We start from the raw sequence: 14565 nt of genomic DNA, 5'->3' as shown, positions 1-14565 counted from the left end.
TTAACATATAAAGAAATAATTTTGCATCTGATGAATACTAAAATCATTTTTTTGTTGTTTATTACTGCTTTCTTCTGCTCAGGACTTCTTTTCGGACAGAAAAATTACCGTACCCTGGTATATGAAGGCAATGAAAAATTTAACGGTAAAGATTATGATGGAGCATCCGTGAAATATATGGAAGCTATAAAAAACAACGATAAAGATTTTACAGCACATTACAATCTTGGTAATGCACTCTATAAAAGTAAAAAATACGAAGAAGCAAAAGCAGAGTTTGAAAAAGCACAGAGACTTTCTCAAACTATCCCTGATAAAGCGGCGGCGCTTCACAATTTAGGAAACGCCTATATGCAGATGAAGCAGCCGGAAAAAGCGGCAGAATTTTATAAACAATCTCTGAAACAAAATCCTTACAGTGAGGCAACCAGAAAAAATTATGAGATTGCCAAACTGAAGGAAAAAGAAAACCAGCAGAAAAAGCAACAGCAGAATAATTCTGGCAAAGGAGGCGGTGGCAAAGACCAGCAGAAAAATGAAGATCAGAAAGGTCCTAAAGATCAAAATCAGGGCCAGGGGCAGCAGAATCAAGGTAAAGGACAAGGAAATAATCCCGACCAGAAACCTAATAATGAAGGCAAAATCCCAAAAGAACTTGAAAATCAGATACTCAATAAAGTAAGCGATAAGGAGAAAGAAACCGCCAGAAGAATTTTAAACAAAAATTCTTATTCGATGCCTGAAAGCAACGAGAAAGATTGGTGATGCAGAGCAGACTTACCTACATATTGTTCCTATTATTATCCGTAATTTCTTACGGACAGGTCAATCTCAGGGTATCATCTGATAAAACAGTATATAGCACCGCTGATGTGGTTAATCTTACTATTCTCCTGGAAATTGAGGGAAGCGATTACAATAATCAGCAGACGAAATTAAGACTCCCGGATTTTTCAAAATTTAATCTTATCGGAACCGGCTCTGTTACCAATGGTCTTATGGATCCTGAGACTAATATGGTGATTTATCAGTCTGTAACACGATTAGCATTAGAGCCAAAGCAAAAAGGAAAAGTGAAAATCGGTTCTTTCCTGATCACATTTAATAATAAGATCTATAAGACAGAGCCATTTGAAATACTTGTTAAAGAAGCAGACAAAAAATCTTCTGTAGCGGTTAATACCTCAAAAGATGTTTACCTGAATATGGAGGTTGAAGACAGAGATGTTTATCAAGATGAGCCAACAATTGCTGTTCTTAAAGTGTATTCCAGAAATATGGATAATTTAAGGAGGGTAAAAAATATTCATCTGCCTAAGGACAATAACCTGGATGTTTATCCTATAAGTATGGCAAAATCTGAAATTGATCCTTCAGATTATGGAAATATGGCGTCGCAGGTTCTGGCTATATTTATGATTTTCCCTAATGAATCAGGGTATGTTGAAGTGCCAGGAGCTTCGGCTTCTGTGAGTTCTTACGCAGGGAAAAATAAAATTGTTTCCAATAAAGTTAAAATTAACGTTAAAAAGCTTCCAGAAGGTGCTCCGGAATCTTTTAAAAATGCCGTCGGAAATTTTAAAGTAAGCATCTCTAATGTTTCAAAGGAAAAAGCTGAGGTTAAAAAGCCCATCAATGTACTGGTAAAAGTAAGCGGTGAGGGCAATCTCAAAAATCTGGAACTTCCAAAAATTGCAGAATCATCCGACTATGATGTTTTTGCTCCTAAAATTACATCCAAAGTAACTACAGAAACCACCGGAATGAAAGGTGAAATTTTGGCGAATTACCTTGTTATCCCTAAAAAAGCTGGTGAGATTTCTATAAAAACTGAAAACTTTGCATTTTTTGATCCTTCCAAAAAAGAATATATAAATCTTGGTCAGGAAGTGTTGAATGTCAATGCATTTTCTCATGACCAGATCATGGAATCCCGTACTACGGTAGAAAAAGTAAATGAATATACCAATACTTTTTTAGAAACAGTTAATACACCCGTATTAAAAACGACATCCTTCAAAGTAAAAGAAAAAAATAAATTCCATTGGAATATACTTTTTGTAAACATCGCTATTTTATTGGCGCTATTTGTAGTTTACCTTCTTTTTAGAAACTGGCAGAAAAAACGTAAGCTTAATAAAAAAATTGAGCTTGTACAACCTGTAGGTTCGATAGCTGAAACTGAAGAAGAGATTCGGGAAAGACTGAAAACAGACGTAAATGACTATTTCAGTTATTTAGAAAATCTTAAGGATAAAGAAGATTATCAAAAGTTTTTTCAAGCCTATGATGAGTTGGATTCTGAAGTAAGAAGTCAATATTTCCAAAGTTCAGCAGAAGATTTTATAGATTTTCTTGAAAATTATAAAGGTCCTGCAATCGCCGAACAGTACAGAAGTCTTAGTCAAAAGATACAAATCGAGAAATATGCTCCTGTAAAATCTGCTGAAGCAATAGACATGCTTTTACAGTCGATAGTAGAATTATATTCTCAAATTAGCAAATAATCAATTTATTTTCATATTTTTGCGAAATTAATAATTGTAAAGGCATGGAAATTTTTAATGATTTTTCTATTAAAGAAATCGTTACCTGTTTTATGGTTCTTTTTGCTGTGATCGATATTATAGGATCGATTCCTATTATCGTGAGTCTGCAGCAGAGATTCGGTAAAATCGAAGCCGAAAGAGCGACCATTACAGCCGGTTTGATTATGTTGGTCTTCCTTTTCGTAGGAAATAAAATTCTGAAATTTATCGGGGTTGATGTCAATTCATTTGCTATTGCCGGAGCTTTTGTTATTTTTATTATTGCTCTGGAAATGATTTTGGGTATTGAAATTAATAAAACTTCCGAAGCACGATCTGCTTCCATCGTTCCGATTGCTTTTCCTTTGGTGGCCGGAGCTGGAACGTTAACAACAACTTTGTCTCTAAAAGCTGAATTTCACGATATTAATATTATTTTTGGAATTATACTCAATACAATTTTCGTATATTTGGTGCTGAAATCTGCAAACTGGCTGGAGAAGAGAATCGGTGATGCTACATTGGCAATCTTACAGAAGGTTTTCGGAATTATCCTGTTGGCAATTTCAATTAAATTATTCACCGCAAACTTTGCCCAATTGGTGCAGACTTATATTAATTTTTAAGAATCATGCAGAAGTTTTATAAAGTATTTTTAGTAGTGTTTATTGTTTTCATCGCAATCAATATTTATGCGTTGGACTGGCAATCCGATATTTTGTCAGAAGATAATCTGAAGTTTGTATTTTCAGCAGCTTCGGCAGTAATCGGTCTTATTTTGCTTTTTGTAATGAATACATGGAGTAAGATAGGCGTTAAGAAATAAAAATATAAATTCAAATCAATATAAAACCTCTTTCGGACAGGAAGAGGTTTTTGTTTTAATAAATTTAGTTGTAATCATTTATCTTTGATAAAATATCAACGTACAATCGAAAGGTTTTTCAGAATAGCCTCCGATTTCAGCTCCGTTTCTCTCCATTCTTTCTCAGGATTACTTTGTGCCGTAATTCCGCCACCTACGAAAATATGGATTGAATCCTCATAAAGCTTGCAACAGCGAAGATTTACAAAGTAATAAATATTTTCTTCGTTTTCTATTTTTATATATCCTGCGTACAATTCTCTAGGAAATTTTTCCAGTTCACGGATCATTTCTTTACAAAAATCTTTCGGAATACCACAAACTGCCGGTGTAGGATGGAGTTGTCGGATAATTTCGTCCAGATGTTCAGGTTTTATTTTAGCTTTAAAATCTGTTCTGAGATGTTTTATGTTTCCTGATATATGATCGTATGTGGCAGATTCTTCCGATTCTTCAGAATAATTTTTAAGAATGTTTCTGATGTATTCTGTGACAGGTTTCTGTTCTTCAATTTCTTTTTCAGACCAGCTTTCTGAAACCGGAAGAGTTCCTGCAAGGCTCATCGTTTCAAAGCTATGCGTTTTTTTATTGAATTTTCCTAAAACCTCAGAAAAAGCGCCCATCCATGAATTTTTTTCATTGATAAAAATATATCGGAATGCATTCGGATAAGACTGACAAAGATTTTCAAAACTTTTTTTAAGATCAATTTCGCGAAACTCAGTGAATATTTTTCTTCTTGAATATACCAGCTTTGGTAACTGATTTTCCTTAATCTCTTCAATAACTTTTTCAAGATTTTCTAAATAATCATCTTTTGTTTCAGCAACAAATTTATTTTCATCTTTTGGTAAAGATTTACCTGAAATGGTTAGCTTATTAAAATCTTTAGGATTTGTTTCGATGATTTTTCCGGGATGTTCATCTGTTTCCAAGCCTTCAAAAGGGTAAAAGGCGATATGCTTTTCATCGTAATTATTGTCTGTGGAATAGATATTCTCGTCGAATGGAAGTTTAAAGTAAATCATTTATAATACTTTTCGGAGATCATCGTCCGGAAATAATGTATGAAATTCCGAAGTTGATTTTTCTTTCTGCAAAGGTATTACTAGTCTGAAAAATGTCAAAATCAAAATCACTGTTTTTTAATGAAACATTCTTCATTTGGTATTGCTGATATTCTAAAGATAAAAGAATTTTTCTGAAAAATCTATACTGAAATCCTAATGAAAATCCGATACATGTCTGATGGCTTTTAAAATCATCCATTTTTGTAAGAATATTGTTTTCAGGAACGAGAAACTGCATTTTATAGGTATTGTGATTAACGAGAATTCCTACGAAAGGGCGCAGACTTTTCCATTCATACAATAATTTGAGCTGAAATGTGTAGAGATTGGTTTTCGATAATTCCACAGAAATAAATGTCGTTATTTATTACAGTAAAATCAGCTATTCTTAAATATAAATTTGATGGCGCATTAAGATATTCCCTAAAACTATACCGGATATTGTTTTTCCAGAAATATTCTTTAAAATAATCGCTCTGGGTATAACCTGTAACATAGATATTATTATTATCAAGAAATATATCAATTGGTATAATATTATCGCCTGCTGAAAGATAAGTTTGCTGATTATTTTTCCAATAGCAAGCTTTATTATTCTCAATACCGGCAACATATACATCAACCGAATTTACCTTGTTTTCTAACGCATTTCCATCATCTTGTCGGCATGAAACAAGAAAAGTAAATAAAACTAAAAGAAATAAAATGAAAGCTTTCATGATTGTTAATTTCTTATAAGATGCACAAAGCTGAAAAGGTTGCAGCAAAAAAATAAAAAAAGCTCAAATTTTTTTGAGCTTCTGTAATTTTATCTGTTGATAATTGCATTGGTCATTGTTGTATGGCTGATAAGCTGGGCTTTCTCATCTCTGATCTCAATTTCTGAAACATGCATTGTTTTTCCTTTTCGGATAAATCTTGCTACTGCGGTTACCAGTCCGTCTCTTTTGCTTCTTAAATGATTGGTATTGATGTTGGTTCCGACACCAAAATATTTTTCACCATCAATAAAGATATTCGACAGGCTCGAGCCCATCGTCTCTGCCAGTACGCAGCTAGCACCCCCGTGCATAATCCCGAAAGGCTGATGAATTCTTGGCAGAACAGGCATTGTTGCGGTCAGCGTTTCGTTCTCAACGTCAATATCGATAAATTTTATCTCTAACGTTTTTGCAAAGGTCTCTTCGCCCCAATTGTTGATGAATTCTAATATTTCTTCTTTCGTTTTATCTTTAATGTACATATATTATGAGTGATGATTGATAAATAATGAGTGATGAGTAATTTTGTTAACCTTAACCTTAACCTTAACCTTTAGCTTCAGAATCATTCCCCATAATATTCGGATTCCAGTTTTCGGGAACTTTCGGAACAATATCATTTTTAATGTAATAATCCTGAATTTCAGTCATGATCTCAGCAAAGGATGCCGTTTCAATTCTCTCATAAGGGATCGTGTAGCCCAGATAAATGATTTTTCTTTTAAAATCTCCTGCCGCAAGAACGATCGGAACTTTTGCCGCCAAAGCCATGTGATAGAAGCCTTTTCTCCATTTCGGAACCCAGCTTCTGGTACCTTCTGGAGTGATAACGAGGCTGAAATCATCTTTTGCAAATTGCTTTGCCACAAAATTCACAAGATCATTTTTCTGGCTTCTGTCAATTCCGATGCCTCCCAGGCCTTTTACCAGACCGCCATACCAGGCTTTGGTGTGAGCATCTTTGATAATTATTTTTAATGGTTTTTCAAGAGACCAATAGGCAAGGTTTCCTAGTATATATTCCATATTGTGAGTGTGCGGTGCCACTACCAGAATACATCTGTTGAGGTTGTTTACGTCGCCCTGTAAAACGACTTTCCAACCCATTAATTTTAACATCATTTTGCCAAAAAGCTTTCTCATAAAATCTGAATTAAAAACAAAAAAGTATAACCAAACTTTGGTTATACTTTACAAATATATTGAAATATTATCGCTCTTAAAATAAACCGCTGATTAAATCTACGATTTTCATTACAATTTCTAATGCCAGTTGTATCATGATTAGTTAATATTTTTGAGTGTTTTTGGTTATATTTTATTACACAAATGTAACATATTTTATTTACATAGCGAACTAAATTCTGATTTTTTTTAATTCTCAGTGAGAGAAGAAGGGTGTGAATTTCAAACGGTTGTGCTATCCATTCACACCTTCTGCCACTCTCTGCAGTTTAGTTATTTAGTTTGTATGGAAATTTCGTTTTTACCTTCATCTACTTTAAAATTGATATTGGCTCCTTTCATTTTCTTAATGCTGTGTTTCATTGAATCGATCACTTTATCTGCCTGCTTACTCGGTACTTTTTTGCCGTTTACAATGATGCTGTCACTGTCTTCGTCATCCGAATTATATTCAATGGTAGAACCATTTACCGTGATTTTATTCTTTTCGATTTTAATGTTTCCGTCTTCATCTCTGTCCTGATCGTTATCATTTATTCCGTCTGCGTTAAGATCTCCGTCGAAGCTGATTCCGTCATTTTTTACAGGAATAACCACTGTTTTTAAAGGAAGTACCAGTTCATAATCGATGCTGTAATCTCTGAATCGGTGTTCGTAAGGGTATTTAATGTAGTTAGGAAGAATAATCTTATTGTTAACCACTTCCACAGGAACATTTACATTCAGCGGAAGATTATATCCTTTTGCTTCTTTTTTAATGATAAGATAAGGCGTTTTGATATCGGCTTTTCTTGTTACATCAACGTGAATCCAATCCTTTTCATACACTGAAACTTTATCTGAATAAATATCGTCGTCATATCCTTTGAAGTTTTGAGGGATGCTAACCTGCTTATAATCAATATAAATACTGTCGGAGTTTGTATTGATCGACACTTCTTCCGTATCTTCTTTATGACCTTTCAGGAACATTTCTTTTTTAGCCATGCTGAATCCGAAATACGTACCCAAAGCGATCAATGCAAGGAACAATGCTCCAATCACCCAACCTGTGTTTCTTAATTTTGTTTTAGGGGAAATTAATTTAATGCTTAATAATCCGAACAACATAGCAGGCAATAAACTTCCAATGGTAATCAATGCCATGATAACGTATTTCATATTGTCGTTATCGAAGTAGAAATTCATTTCACTTACAGGAGGGAAGTCGCTGTCTGCTCCCATGAAACCGAATACTACGAATACACCGATCAGGCATGAAAATGACATGAATGCAAAGATTGCCCCCAGAATATATCGTAAAACGTTCCACAATCCGCTACCGGCGTTATTGATATAAGGTTTGTTTTCGATGTAGATCTCTCCGACCCTCTGAGTAGATTCGTTGGCAAACTGTACCAATTTATTAGACTCATTCTTAAGATTGTCGAAGTTCATAGGCTTTCCCTTCATTTTCAGGAAATCTGCTGCAGTTTCTGCTTTTGGCAATACCGCCCAAAGGATCACATAAAGTAAGAAAACAAGTGTTGATGATACTGCCGCCGTAAAAATCCCCAGGATGAAAATTCCCAGCCAGATGGCTCTCATTGCGGTGATGTCCATTCCTACATAATGAGCAAGACCTGCGCATACACCGGCGATTTTTTGTCTTTCCGGATCACGGAACAGCTGTTTTTTATCAGAATATTCAGTCCCTGCGCTACCTGTTCTTTTTGTATTTTTTTCAGAATAATACGCTTCTTCCTGTTCTTCGATCTTTTCAGGGCTTCCGATTTGTGCAATGACTCTTTCTACATCAGAGTCGTTGATTACTTCACGTTTTGCCATAGAATCTTTAAAGATCTCTACCATCCTGATTTCTATGTCGTGCATTACCTCGTCTGCTTCAGAAGCATCCAATGAGCTTCTCAGTGCATTCAGATAATCGCTTAGCTTTATATATGCGTGTTCTTCTATGGTAAAAGAATAACCTGCGAGTCCTATTGAGAGTGTTTTGTTCATAGCTTTGTTTTTTAAGGTTTTTGAGTGATTTGGTTAACTGAATCTGTTAATTCATTCCAGGTATTCTGAAGTTCATCTAAAAACAGTTTGCCTTTTTCAGTGATCTGGTAGTACTTCCTTGGAGGTCCCCCTGTAGATTCTTCCCATCTGTACGAAAGAAACTCGCCGTTTTTTAATCTTGTTAAAAGAGGGTAGAGTGTTCCTTCCACTACATCCAGTTTTCCTTTTTTCAGTTCATCTATTAAGTCGGAAACATACATTTCACGATGATTGATGAGACTTAAAATACAGAATTCCAGAATTCCTTTTCGCATTTGCGCTTTGGTATTTTCAGTATTCATCTTTAATAAGTTTTGTTAATTAGTTATATAATTTTCGAAATCCGGAACCTAGCTAGATGATCCTATTTCGATTTTACATTACAAAGATATGTAATTAAAATGGTATTATGCAATACAAAGTAGTGAAAAAAATTAAAACAAATAATTAACTAGTTGAAAATCAGGTTAATTATTTTTAGTGCTGTATTTTTTGAAATGAGAAGTTTGAGAAAATTAGTTCAAATTTTTTATGATTTTACCTTTTAAGCTTGTTGTTCTTAAGGTAACTAATGCTTTTTTCTCCAACTCTTTTTGATAAGATATAAAGCTGTAGTCTTTGTAGAATTTACGGACGATAAGAGCCATTTCCATCATAGCAAAATGTTCACCAATGCAAAGTCGGGGCCCCGCCCCGAAAGGATAGTAGGCAAAATTCTTGGCATTTTCGTCATCAAAACGTTCCGGGATAAAGGAATTGGGATCACTCCAGTATTTTGGATTTCTGTGTAGTCCTGTAATATAGAGTATAATTAAAGTTCCTTTTTTCCAGGAATAATCTTTAAAATGATCATCTTCCAAAGCCTGACGGTCGATTGCCCAGGCCGGAGAATGCAATCTCATGGCTTCTTTTATGACATTGGAGGTGTAAGATTTTTTCATTAAGTTTTCCGTGGTGAAAAGATTTTCGCCTTCTTCAGTGATTTCCTGTCGTAATTTTTTTTCTGCTTCAGGATTCTGACTGATCTCAAAAAAGATAAAGCTTAAAGCATTTGCAGTCGTTTCATGACCGGCAATGAAAAGGATCAGCATTTCATCAACCAGCTGTTCATCGGACATCGGAAGCTGTGTGTCTTCATATCGTGTATGAATGAGCATATCCAGCAAATCATTCTTCTCATCTCCGGAATTTCTTCTTTTTTCCAGAACGCTCTGGATAATATTTTTTGCTTTGTTGCTTTTTCTTATCGTTTTGTCGATTACTCCAAACGTTTGTATAATCTGAGTATAAAAAGGGATTCTGACTTCCTTTGCAAAAACTTCCTGAACCTCAGTGATGATTTTGCCTAATTCTTTTACCTTACTTTCATCAATATCCGAACTGAAAAGGGTTTTTGCGACAATATTAAATGCCAGGGTATGAAAAAAATTGTACAGATCAATTTCAGGCTCTTTGTCAAAAGGTGAAAAAGCCGAATCGATCTCTTCTTTCATAATAGAAACCAGATTGGCAATTTTTGTTTTACTGAATCCTGGTTGAATTAATCTTCGTTGTTTAAGCCAATCTTTTCCATTGTTGGTCAGTAATCCTTTTCCAAGATATTTTCCTAAAGTGACCGATTGTATTTCAGATTTAAAATAATTTTTATGATTTTGCTTTAAAATATATTCGACAAGCTCTTTATCCTGAGAAAAAATAAAATATTTATTTGTGAAAGTAGCTTTCAGATGATAGGTGTCTCCTGCAATGATATGATTTCCACTGATCACTCCTAAAGGATCTTTTATCCCGTTAAACAGGGAATACATTTTTCTTTTTCCTTTAATTTCAGGCGGATAATTGAATTTTGGAGACATATTTAATATTTAAATTAAAAATACAACTAATCTGCTAAACAGAACAGCTTTACAGTCAAAACCCTTATTTTTGTAATAATATTTCCATTTAAAAAAACGCAAAATATGATAAAATATAAATCCCTGCTGTTATTCTTTATTATAGGAAATTTTACTTTTGGTCAGGCTAAGTTTGAACTAAAGGATGCATCGAAGAATTATGATGTTAAAATCAATGTCGAAGCCTGTGATAAAGAAGAATGTAAAGGAAAGGCGACGATAGAACTATTTGATAAAAAGACTTTTAAAAAATTCCAAACATTAACTTCTGATGATCTTAATTTTTATTTAAATGAAAATCAGAAACCAACTGCAAATGTTATCCAGTTATATGATGAGCAAAGTCCATTAATATTTGATGATTTTAATTTTGATGGATATGAAGATCTCGCCATCAGAAACGGCAATTAAAGTAGCTATGGAGGCCCTTCTTATGATGTGTACGTATTTAATATTACGAAAAAACAGTTTGTTTTAAGTGAGGAATTAACGGGTTTGGGCCATGATAATTTAGGGATGTTTAATACGGATTCTGAGAGGAAAAGGTTAATTACCTATGCAAAATCAGGATGTTGCTGGCATCTCACGACAGAATATTCTGTATTGCCACAAAGAGGTTTATTTAAAGTTTATGAACTGGAAGAAGATGCAACCCGTGGAGAAACAGTAAAGGTTACAAAAAAGGAATTTATTGATGATAAATGGATTACGAATGTAAAAACATATCCCATAAATGAATATTACAAAGAAAATTAAATCATGAAGATCCAAAAGGAAATCGATTTTATCCTGGCCGTAGATGCCCTGAAAAATGTACAGCGAAGAAACTTTAATGCCGATGATTCCAGAAGGGAAAATACAGCAGAACATTCCTGGCAAATTATTATTCTTGCTCAAATCCTTTTTCCGTATGCCAAAAACAGAGCAGATATTGATCTGTTGAGAGTCATCAGAATGCTTTCAATTCACGATCTGGTAGAAATTGAGGCAGGCGATACTTTCTTGTTTGACGAAGCAGCAATGGTTGGAAAGTTTGAAAGAGAAAAAGTTTCAGCCCAAAAAATCTTCGGGATTTTGGATGAGCCTTTACGAAGCGAATTCTTTAATCTCTGGCTGGAATTTGAGGAAGAACAAACCCCGGACGCTATTTTTGCCTGCGCCATTGACCGGATTATGCCTTTCATCCTAAATTCACATACTTCAGGAAAAAGCTGGACGGAAGCCGGAGTTACCGAAAAACAAATCAGAAATATGCTGGAGAACGCTATAAGCAGGGCCTCTGATGAGTTGGGAGAGGCCTTTCAATTACTCTTAATTAAAAATCTGGAAACTGAAAAGGTGTTGAAGTAAATTTAAATCAGATCGAATTAAGCTTTTAATAGAATTCTCCCAAAGATTGCACAAATTACACAGGCTTAGCAAATGATTGCATATATTTCCTTAAGTATAAATCTGCCCAATCTGTGGGAGTTAAAAAGATAATAGCTTCGGCGGCCTTTGGCCGCCGAAGCCCTTTATAGTATTTGAATTGGTTTCTTGAATTCATCAATCGCTACGAAAGTAAAGTCTCCCACGATCGCTCTTTCTCTTTCATAGGAATACATCTGTTCAGTATAGATTTCTACGTTCACTTTCATACTCGTGTTTCCAACATGTACGACTTTTCCGATCAGTTCGACAATCGTTCCGGCAGGAATAGATCTTTTAAAATCAATTTTATCACTACTCACGGTCACGACGCGCTTCCTGGCAAATCGTGTTGCAGCGATAAAGGCAACCTCATCCATCAGCTGCATAGCAGTTCCTCCGAAAAGAGTATCGTAATGGTTGGTTGTATTGGGGAAAACGGCTTTGAAAATTCGGGTTTCGGATGCTTCAATTCTTTCTTCTGTAGTCATATTTCATTATTAAATTAAAGCGAAATGAATGTTTTCAGAACAAACAGAAAAAAAGCAGAGAAGAAAATCTCTGAATATCCATTAGATCAACAAACTTCAAATCGCGAAAGTTTTTATTGTGAAGAAAAAGGCAGGTCTCCTGACTTGTAACATCTTTATTTCCTTCCCGTAATCTGTACAGTGGATTTTTTAATAAAGACTTCAGTTACTTACAGTTGCGCGACAGTTCGTGATTTTCACACGATTCCCTTTTAATCTGCAGCTAAGCAAAACCAGTTTCCTGAAAAGTTTAAACATAAGGCAAGCAGCCAAAAGTAAATTCTTTTCGGCAGCAAAAGTAGTGATTATTGGTGAATTATTCAGGGTTTTTGTAAACGATCTGGCTTTGAACTTTTCCCTGTTTGATGGTCCATATCGTGGTATATCTGTTTTCGCCGGAACCATTGATCATATAGAGGAAAATATGATCCTTATCGATCGCTGTTACACCGACATTGTTGAAATCCATCGTCGGCTGGAACATATTTTTAATAGCATCCCTTACGAAAACAGAGCCTCTTCCCGGCTGTTGAATCCGTATAGATTTTATTTCCGTCATTCCTTCTGGGATCTCTTTGCCAACACCCCAGGATTTTACTTTGTCAATTTTAACAATATTTCCGTCCGCATCTTTTTCCTGCTTCTTAAGTTTAGCATAAGAAGGGTAGACGTCAATAATCACTTTCGTTCTCTGGTTTCCAGGAATTTTAGGGTTGGTATCGTCTGTAAAGATCAGTGATTTTCCGTTTTTGGATTTTGAAGGAGTGAATTGTGGCAGTTTATCCACGAAAACCACGCGGCTTTTGTTTACCATTCCTTCTTTTGTAATGCTGTCGTAACGTACAAAAGGCTTGTCGGTGTCATCTTTTTCAGGATATTTGATCCAGATCCATTCGGTTTCGCCGGGAGCTGGTTTTACGTAAATAAAAACATCACCGGTTTTCATTCGGATTTTATCAATAATTTTTCGGTAGTCATCTTTATGAACACGCACCATAGCGTATCCTTCTTCAGCTTTTACAACACCGAAAGGGACTTTGTTCTGCCCTTTGGCAAAAGCCATAAAAAGAAAACTGAAAATTGATAAATACAACGTTTTTTTTTCGGAAATCATCATGAATTTTTTTTGACAGTTCAAATATATTAATTAAATATTTTTCGGAAGATAATAATGTTGTTGCAATTCTCTTAAATCTGTAATTTGTTTTAAATGTGTATTAGAAAGAAGATAAATTTCGTCTGAAATCTTTATTGCCTCTTGCGTATTAAAATCTGAAATAATAAATCCTTTTTCTTTAGATATTTCCTTTATGAATTTCATTACTTTTTCGGTAAGAATAGGTGATAGCCCGCTGTAAGGTTCTTCAAGCAAGATAAATTCGGCTTTGGAATGAATGATTGTCAGTACTTCCACCATTTTTCTTTCTCCTCCGGAAAGGTTTCTCATCGTTCTGTCTAACAAAGGTTTAATAAAATCAGAATTAAAAAGTTTTTGGGTATCTGCCTCATTACAGAACAGAGGTATCAAATTCTTAATTTTAATATTTCTAGGAAATATACAACTTTGAGGTAAGTAGGCAATCTTGTCTTTTCGATCAGATTGATTTGTGAGAACCTGATCATTGAATTTAATAAATTGATAATCTCCTTTCATCGTTCCAAAAATGATCTGGAGTAATGTTGACTTTCCAGAACCGATACCTCCTAATAAAGCCACAATTTTCCCTGTTTCAAAGCTTATATAAACATCCTTCAGAATTGTTTTTGAACCATAAGATTTTGTGACGCTGTCAATATGAAGTTTACTCATAACAATTTTGAAATAAAATTGATGATTAACCCGAGAGAAGCTGTCATGATCCAGAGGAATTGCCGTGAAAAACCAAAATTGGCAAAAAATAAATATTCTCTTTTTAATCTTACCTCATAAATTAAAAAGTGAAATACCGGCAATATGATTAAAAAGCAGAAGCCGAAATTTCCCATACTGAATCCTGTCTGAAATGCGAGCAGTAAAGAAAATGAAACGGCAGGAATCAGAAGTTTCAAGTAAAAAATCCAAAGAATTTTAAAGTTTTTGATCATATTTCAAATGTAAGAAAGAAAAATAAAGAGTGCCAGAAGACTAGTCATGGTCGGAAGAAATTCCGACCATTTTTTATGTTTTGAAAACCTTGGCAGGATCACCTCCTGCAAAAACGATTAAAATTGCAGTAATCATATCTCGAAGCTCCATTGTAATCCGCCTTTTTGCGGTTTTGTAGCCTAAATTATTTGCTTTTTT

General features: G+C 34.6%; 17 protein-coding genes, 1 pseudogene and 1 riboswitch. Of the genes and pseudogenes, 7 read left to right on the top strand and 11 right to left on the bottom strand.

Annotated elements, in window-relative coordinates; genetic code table 11:
- Positions 1-30 precede the first annotated feature (30 nt).
- From AC3WV0_RS15540 to AC3WV0_RS15525, 4 genes are read left to right on the top strand one after another with little or no spacing between them, the layout of a single operon-like run.
- Complete coding sequence (locus tag AC3WV0_RS15540) at positions 31-765, top strand: tetratricopeptide repeat protein (RefSeq protein ID WP_488847009.1); 735 nt, start codon at positions 31-33, stop codon at positions 763-765.
- Positions 765-2507: a BatD family protein gene (locus tag AC3WV0_RS15535; RefSeq protein ID WP_488847008.1), complete on the top strand. Its 1743-nt coding sequence runs from the start codon at positions 765-767 to the stop codon at positions 2505-2507. The genes AC3WV0_RS15540 and AC3WV0_RS15535 overlap by 1 nt, the downstream gene beginning before the upstream one ends.
- A 44-nt stretch (positions 2508-2551) precedes the next feature.
- Positions 2552-3154 (top strand): MarC family protein, encoded by a 603-nt coding sequence (locus tag AC3WV0_RS15530; protein WP_488847007.1) that lies wholly within the window; start codon positions 2552-2554, stop codon positions 3152-3154.
- A 5-nt stretch (positions 3155-3159) separates the two neighbouring features.
- Positions 3160-3354: a hypothetical protein gene (locus AC3WV0_RS15525; RefSeq protein ID WP_089997843.1), complete on the top strand. Its 195-nt coding sequence runs from the start codon at positions 3160-3162 to the stop codon at positions 3352-3354.
- 95 nt (positions 3355-3449) lie between these two features.
- Here AC3WV0_RS15525 and AC3WV0_RS15520 read toward each other — a convergent pair whose 3' ends face one another.
- From AC3WV0_RS15520 to AC3WV0_RS15485, 8 genes are all read right to left on the bottom strand, one after another.
- Entirely contained in the window at positions 3450-4421 is a 972-nt protein-coding gene (locus tag AC3WV0_RS15520; RefSeq protein WP_488847006.1) for a chorismate-binding protein, read from the bottom strand.
- Positions 4422-4440: 19 nt separating this feature from the next.
- Positions 4441-4764: a hypothetical protein gene (locus AC3WV0_RS15515; RefSeq protein WP_488847005.1), complete on the bottom strand. Its 324-nt coding sequence runs from the start codon at positions 4762-4764 to the stop codon at positions 4441-4443.
- Complete coding sequence (locus tag AC3WV0_RS15510) at positions 4757-5182, bottom strand: hypothetical protein (protein ID WP_488847004.1); 426 nt, start codon at positions 5180-5182, stop codon at positions 4757-4759. Before AC3WV0_RS15510 ends, AC3WV0_RS15515 begins: the two co-directional genes overlap by 8 nt.
- Positions 5183-5271: 89 nt before the next feature.
- Positions 5272-5700 (bottom strand): PaaI family thioesterase, encoded by a 429-nt coding sequence (locus AC3WV0_RS15505; protein WP_488847061.1) that lies wholly within the window; start codon positions 5698-5700, stop codon positions 5272-5274.
- Between the two features lie 70 nt (positions 5701-5770).
- On the bottom strand, positions 5771-6367 hold the full coding sequence (locus AC3WV0_RS15500) for a 1-acyl-sn-glycerol-3-phosphate acyltransferase (protein ID WP_488847003.1): 597 nt from the start codon (positions 6365-6367) through the stop codon (positions 5771-5773).
- A gap of 315 nt (positions 6368-6682) precedes the next feature.
- Positions 6683-8410, bottom strand: a complete 1728-nt coding sequence (locus AC3WV0_RS15495) for a PspC domain-containing protein (RefSeq protein WP_488847002.1) — start codon at positions 8408-8410, stop codon at positions 6683-6685.
- A gap of 11 nt (positions 8411-8421) precedes the next feature.
- Entirely contained in the window at positions 8422-8751 is a 330-nt protein-coding gene (locus tag AC3WV0_RS15490; RefSeq protein WP_089997836.1) for a PadR family transcriptional regulator, read from the bottom strand.
- Between the two features lie 213 nt (positions 8752-8964).
- Positions 8965-10305, bottom strand: coding sequence for a cytochrome P450 (locus AC3WV0_RS15485; RefSeq protein WP_488847001.1), 1341 nt, complete (start codon positions 10303-10305; stop codon positions 8965-8967).
- A 105-nt stretch (positions 10306-10410) separates the two neighbouring features.
- On the opposite strand from AC3WV0_RS15485, the gene AC3WV0_RS15480 reads away from it, so the two are divergent.
- The 3 genes and pseudogenes from AC3WV0_RS15480 (at position 10411) to AC3WV0_RS15470 (ending at position 11694) form a co-directional block, all read left to right on the top strand.
- On the top strand, positions 10411-10755 hold the full coding sequence (locus AC3WV0_RS15480; protein WP_488847000.1) for a hypothetical protein: 345 nt from the start codon (positions 10411-10413) through the stop codon (positions 10753-10755).
- A 15-nt stretch (positions 10756-10770) separates the two neighbouring features.
- Positions 10771-11100 (top strand): annotated as a pseudogene (locus tag AC3WV0_RS15475) (XAC2610-related protein); the annotation flags it as partial.
- A gap of 3 nt (positions 11101-11103) precedes the next feature.
- Positions 11104-11694, top strand: a complete 591-nt coding sequence (locus AC3WV0_RS15470; protein WP_476393611.1) for an HD domain-containing protein — start codon at positions 11104-11106, stop codon at positions 11692-11694.
- A gap of 164 nt (positions 11695-11858) precedes the next feature.
- Here the strand turns inward: AC3WV0_RS15470 and AC3WV0_RS15465 are convergent, their stop codons facing one another.
- From AC3WV0_RS15465 to AC3WV0_RS15455, 3 genes are all read right to left on the bottom strand, one after another.
- The gene (locus AC3WV0_RS15465) at positions 11859-12242 is read right to left on the bottom strand and encodes an acyl-CoA thioesterase (RefSeq protein WP_029295099.1); all 384 of its coding nucleotides are present in this window, start codon (positions 12240-12242) and stop codon (positions 11859-11861) included.
- Between the two features lie 112 nt (positions 12243-12354).
- A riboswitch (cobalamin riboswitch) is annotated at positions 12355-12534 on the bottom strand.
- Between the two features lie 63 nt (positions 12535-12597).
- Positions 12598-13398 carry a hypothetical protein gene (locus AC3WV0_RS15460; protein WP_488846999.1) on the bottom strand — a complete coding sequence of 267 codons (801 nt, stop codon included), beginning with the start codon at positions 13396-13398 and terminating at the stop codon, positions 12598-12600.
- A gap of 30 nt (positions 13399-13428) precedes the next feature.
- Positions 13429-14091 carry an ATP-binding cassette domain-containing protein gene (locus AC3WV0_RS15455; protein ID WP_488846998.1) on the bottom strand — a complete coding sequence of 221 codons (663 nt, stop codon included), beginning with the start codon at positions 14089-14091 and terminating at the stop codon, positions 13429-13431.
- Positions 14092-14565: the final 474 nt, after the last annotated feature.

The sequence above is a fragment of the Chryseobacterium sp. 27AL genome (genome assembly GCF_057815395.1).
This window is presented reverse-complemented; position numbering and strand designations above follow the sequence as displayed.

Bases quoted from the DNA above. Each gene is read 5' to 3' on its own strand.
- AC3WV0_RS15540 (WP_488847009.1), top strand. From the start codon at position 31: ATGAATACTAAAATCATTTTTTTGTTGTTTATTACTGCTTTCTTCTGC.
- AC3WV0_RS15535 (WP_488847008.1), top strand. From the start codon at position 765: ATGCAGAGCAGACTTACCTACATATTGTTCCTATTATTATCCGTAATT.
- AC3WV0_RS15530 (WP_488847007.1), top strand. From the start codon at position 2,552: ATGGAAATTTTTAATGATTTTTCTATTAAAGAAATCGTTACCTGTTTT.
- AC3WV0_RS15525 (WP_089997843.1), top strand. From the start codon at position 3,160: ATGCAGAAGTTTTATAAAGTATTTTTAGTAGTGTTTATTGTTTTCATC.
- AC3WV0_RS15520 (WP_488847006.1), bottom strand. From the start codon at position 4,421: ATGATTTACTTTAAACTTCCATTCGACGAGAATATCTATTCCACAGAC.
- AC3WV0_RS15510 (WP_488847004.1), bottom strand. From the start codon at position 5,182: ATGAAAGCTTTCATTTTATTTCTTTTAGTTTTATTTACTTTTCTTGTT.
- AC3WV0_RS15500 (WP_488847003.1), bottom strand. From the start codon at position 6,367: ATGAGAAAGCTTTTTGGCAAAATGATGTTAAAATTAATGGGTTGGAAA.
- AC3WV0_RS15495 (WP_488847002.1), bottom strand. From the start codon at position 8,410: ATGAACAAAACACTCTCAATAGGACTCGCAGGTTATTCTTTTACCATA.
- AC3WV0_RS15490 (WP_089997836.1), bottom strand. From the start codon at position 8,751: ATGAATACTGAAAATACCAAAGCGCAAATGCGAAAAGGAATTCTGGAA.
- AC3WV0_RS15485 (WP_488847001.1), bottom strand. From the start codon at position 10,305: ATGTCTCCAAAATTCAATTATCCGCCTGAAATTAAAGGAAAAAGAAAA.
- AC3WV0_RS15480 (WP_488847000.1), top strand. From the start codon at position 10,411: ATGATAAAATATAAATCCCTGCTGTTATTCTTTATTATAGGAAATTTT.
- AC3WV0_RS15470 (WP_476393611.1), top strand. From the start codon at position 11,104: ATGAAGATCCAAAAGGAAATCGATTTTATCCTGGCCGTAGATGCCCTG.
- AC3WV0_RS15465 (WP_029295099.1), bottom strand. From the start codon at position 12,242: ATGACTACAGAAGAAAGAATTGAAGCATCCGAAACCCGAATTTTCAAA.
- AC3WV0_RS15460 (WP_488846999.1), bottom strand. From the start codon at position 13,398: ATGATGATTTCCGAAAAAAAAACGTTGTATTTATCAATTTTCAGTTTT.
- AC3WV0_RS15455 (WP_488846998.1), bottom strand. From the start codon at position 14,091: ATGAGTAAACTTCATATTGACAGCGTCACAAAATCTTATGGTTCAAAA.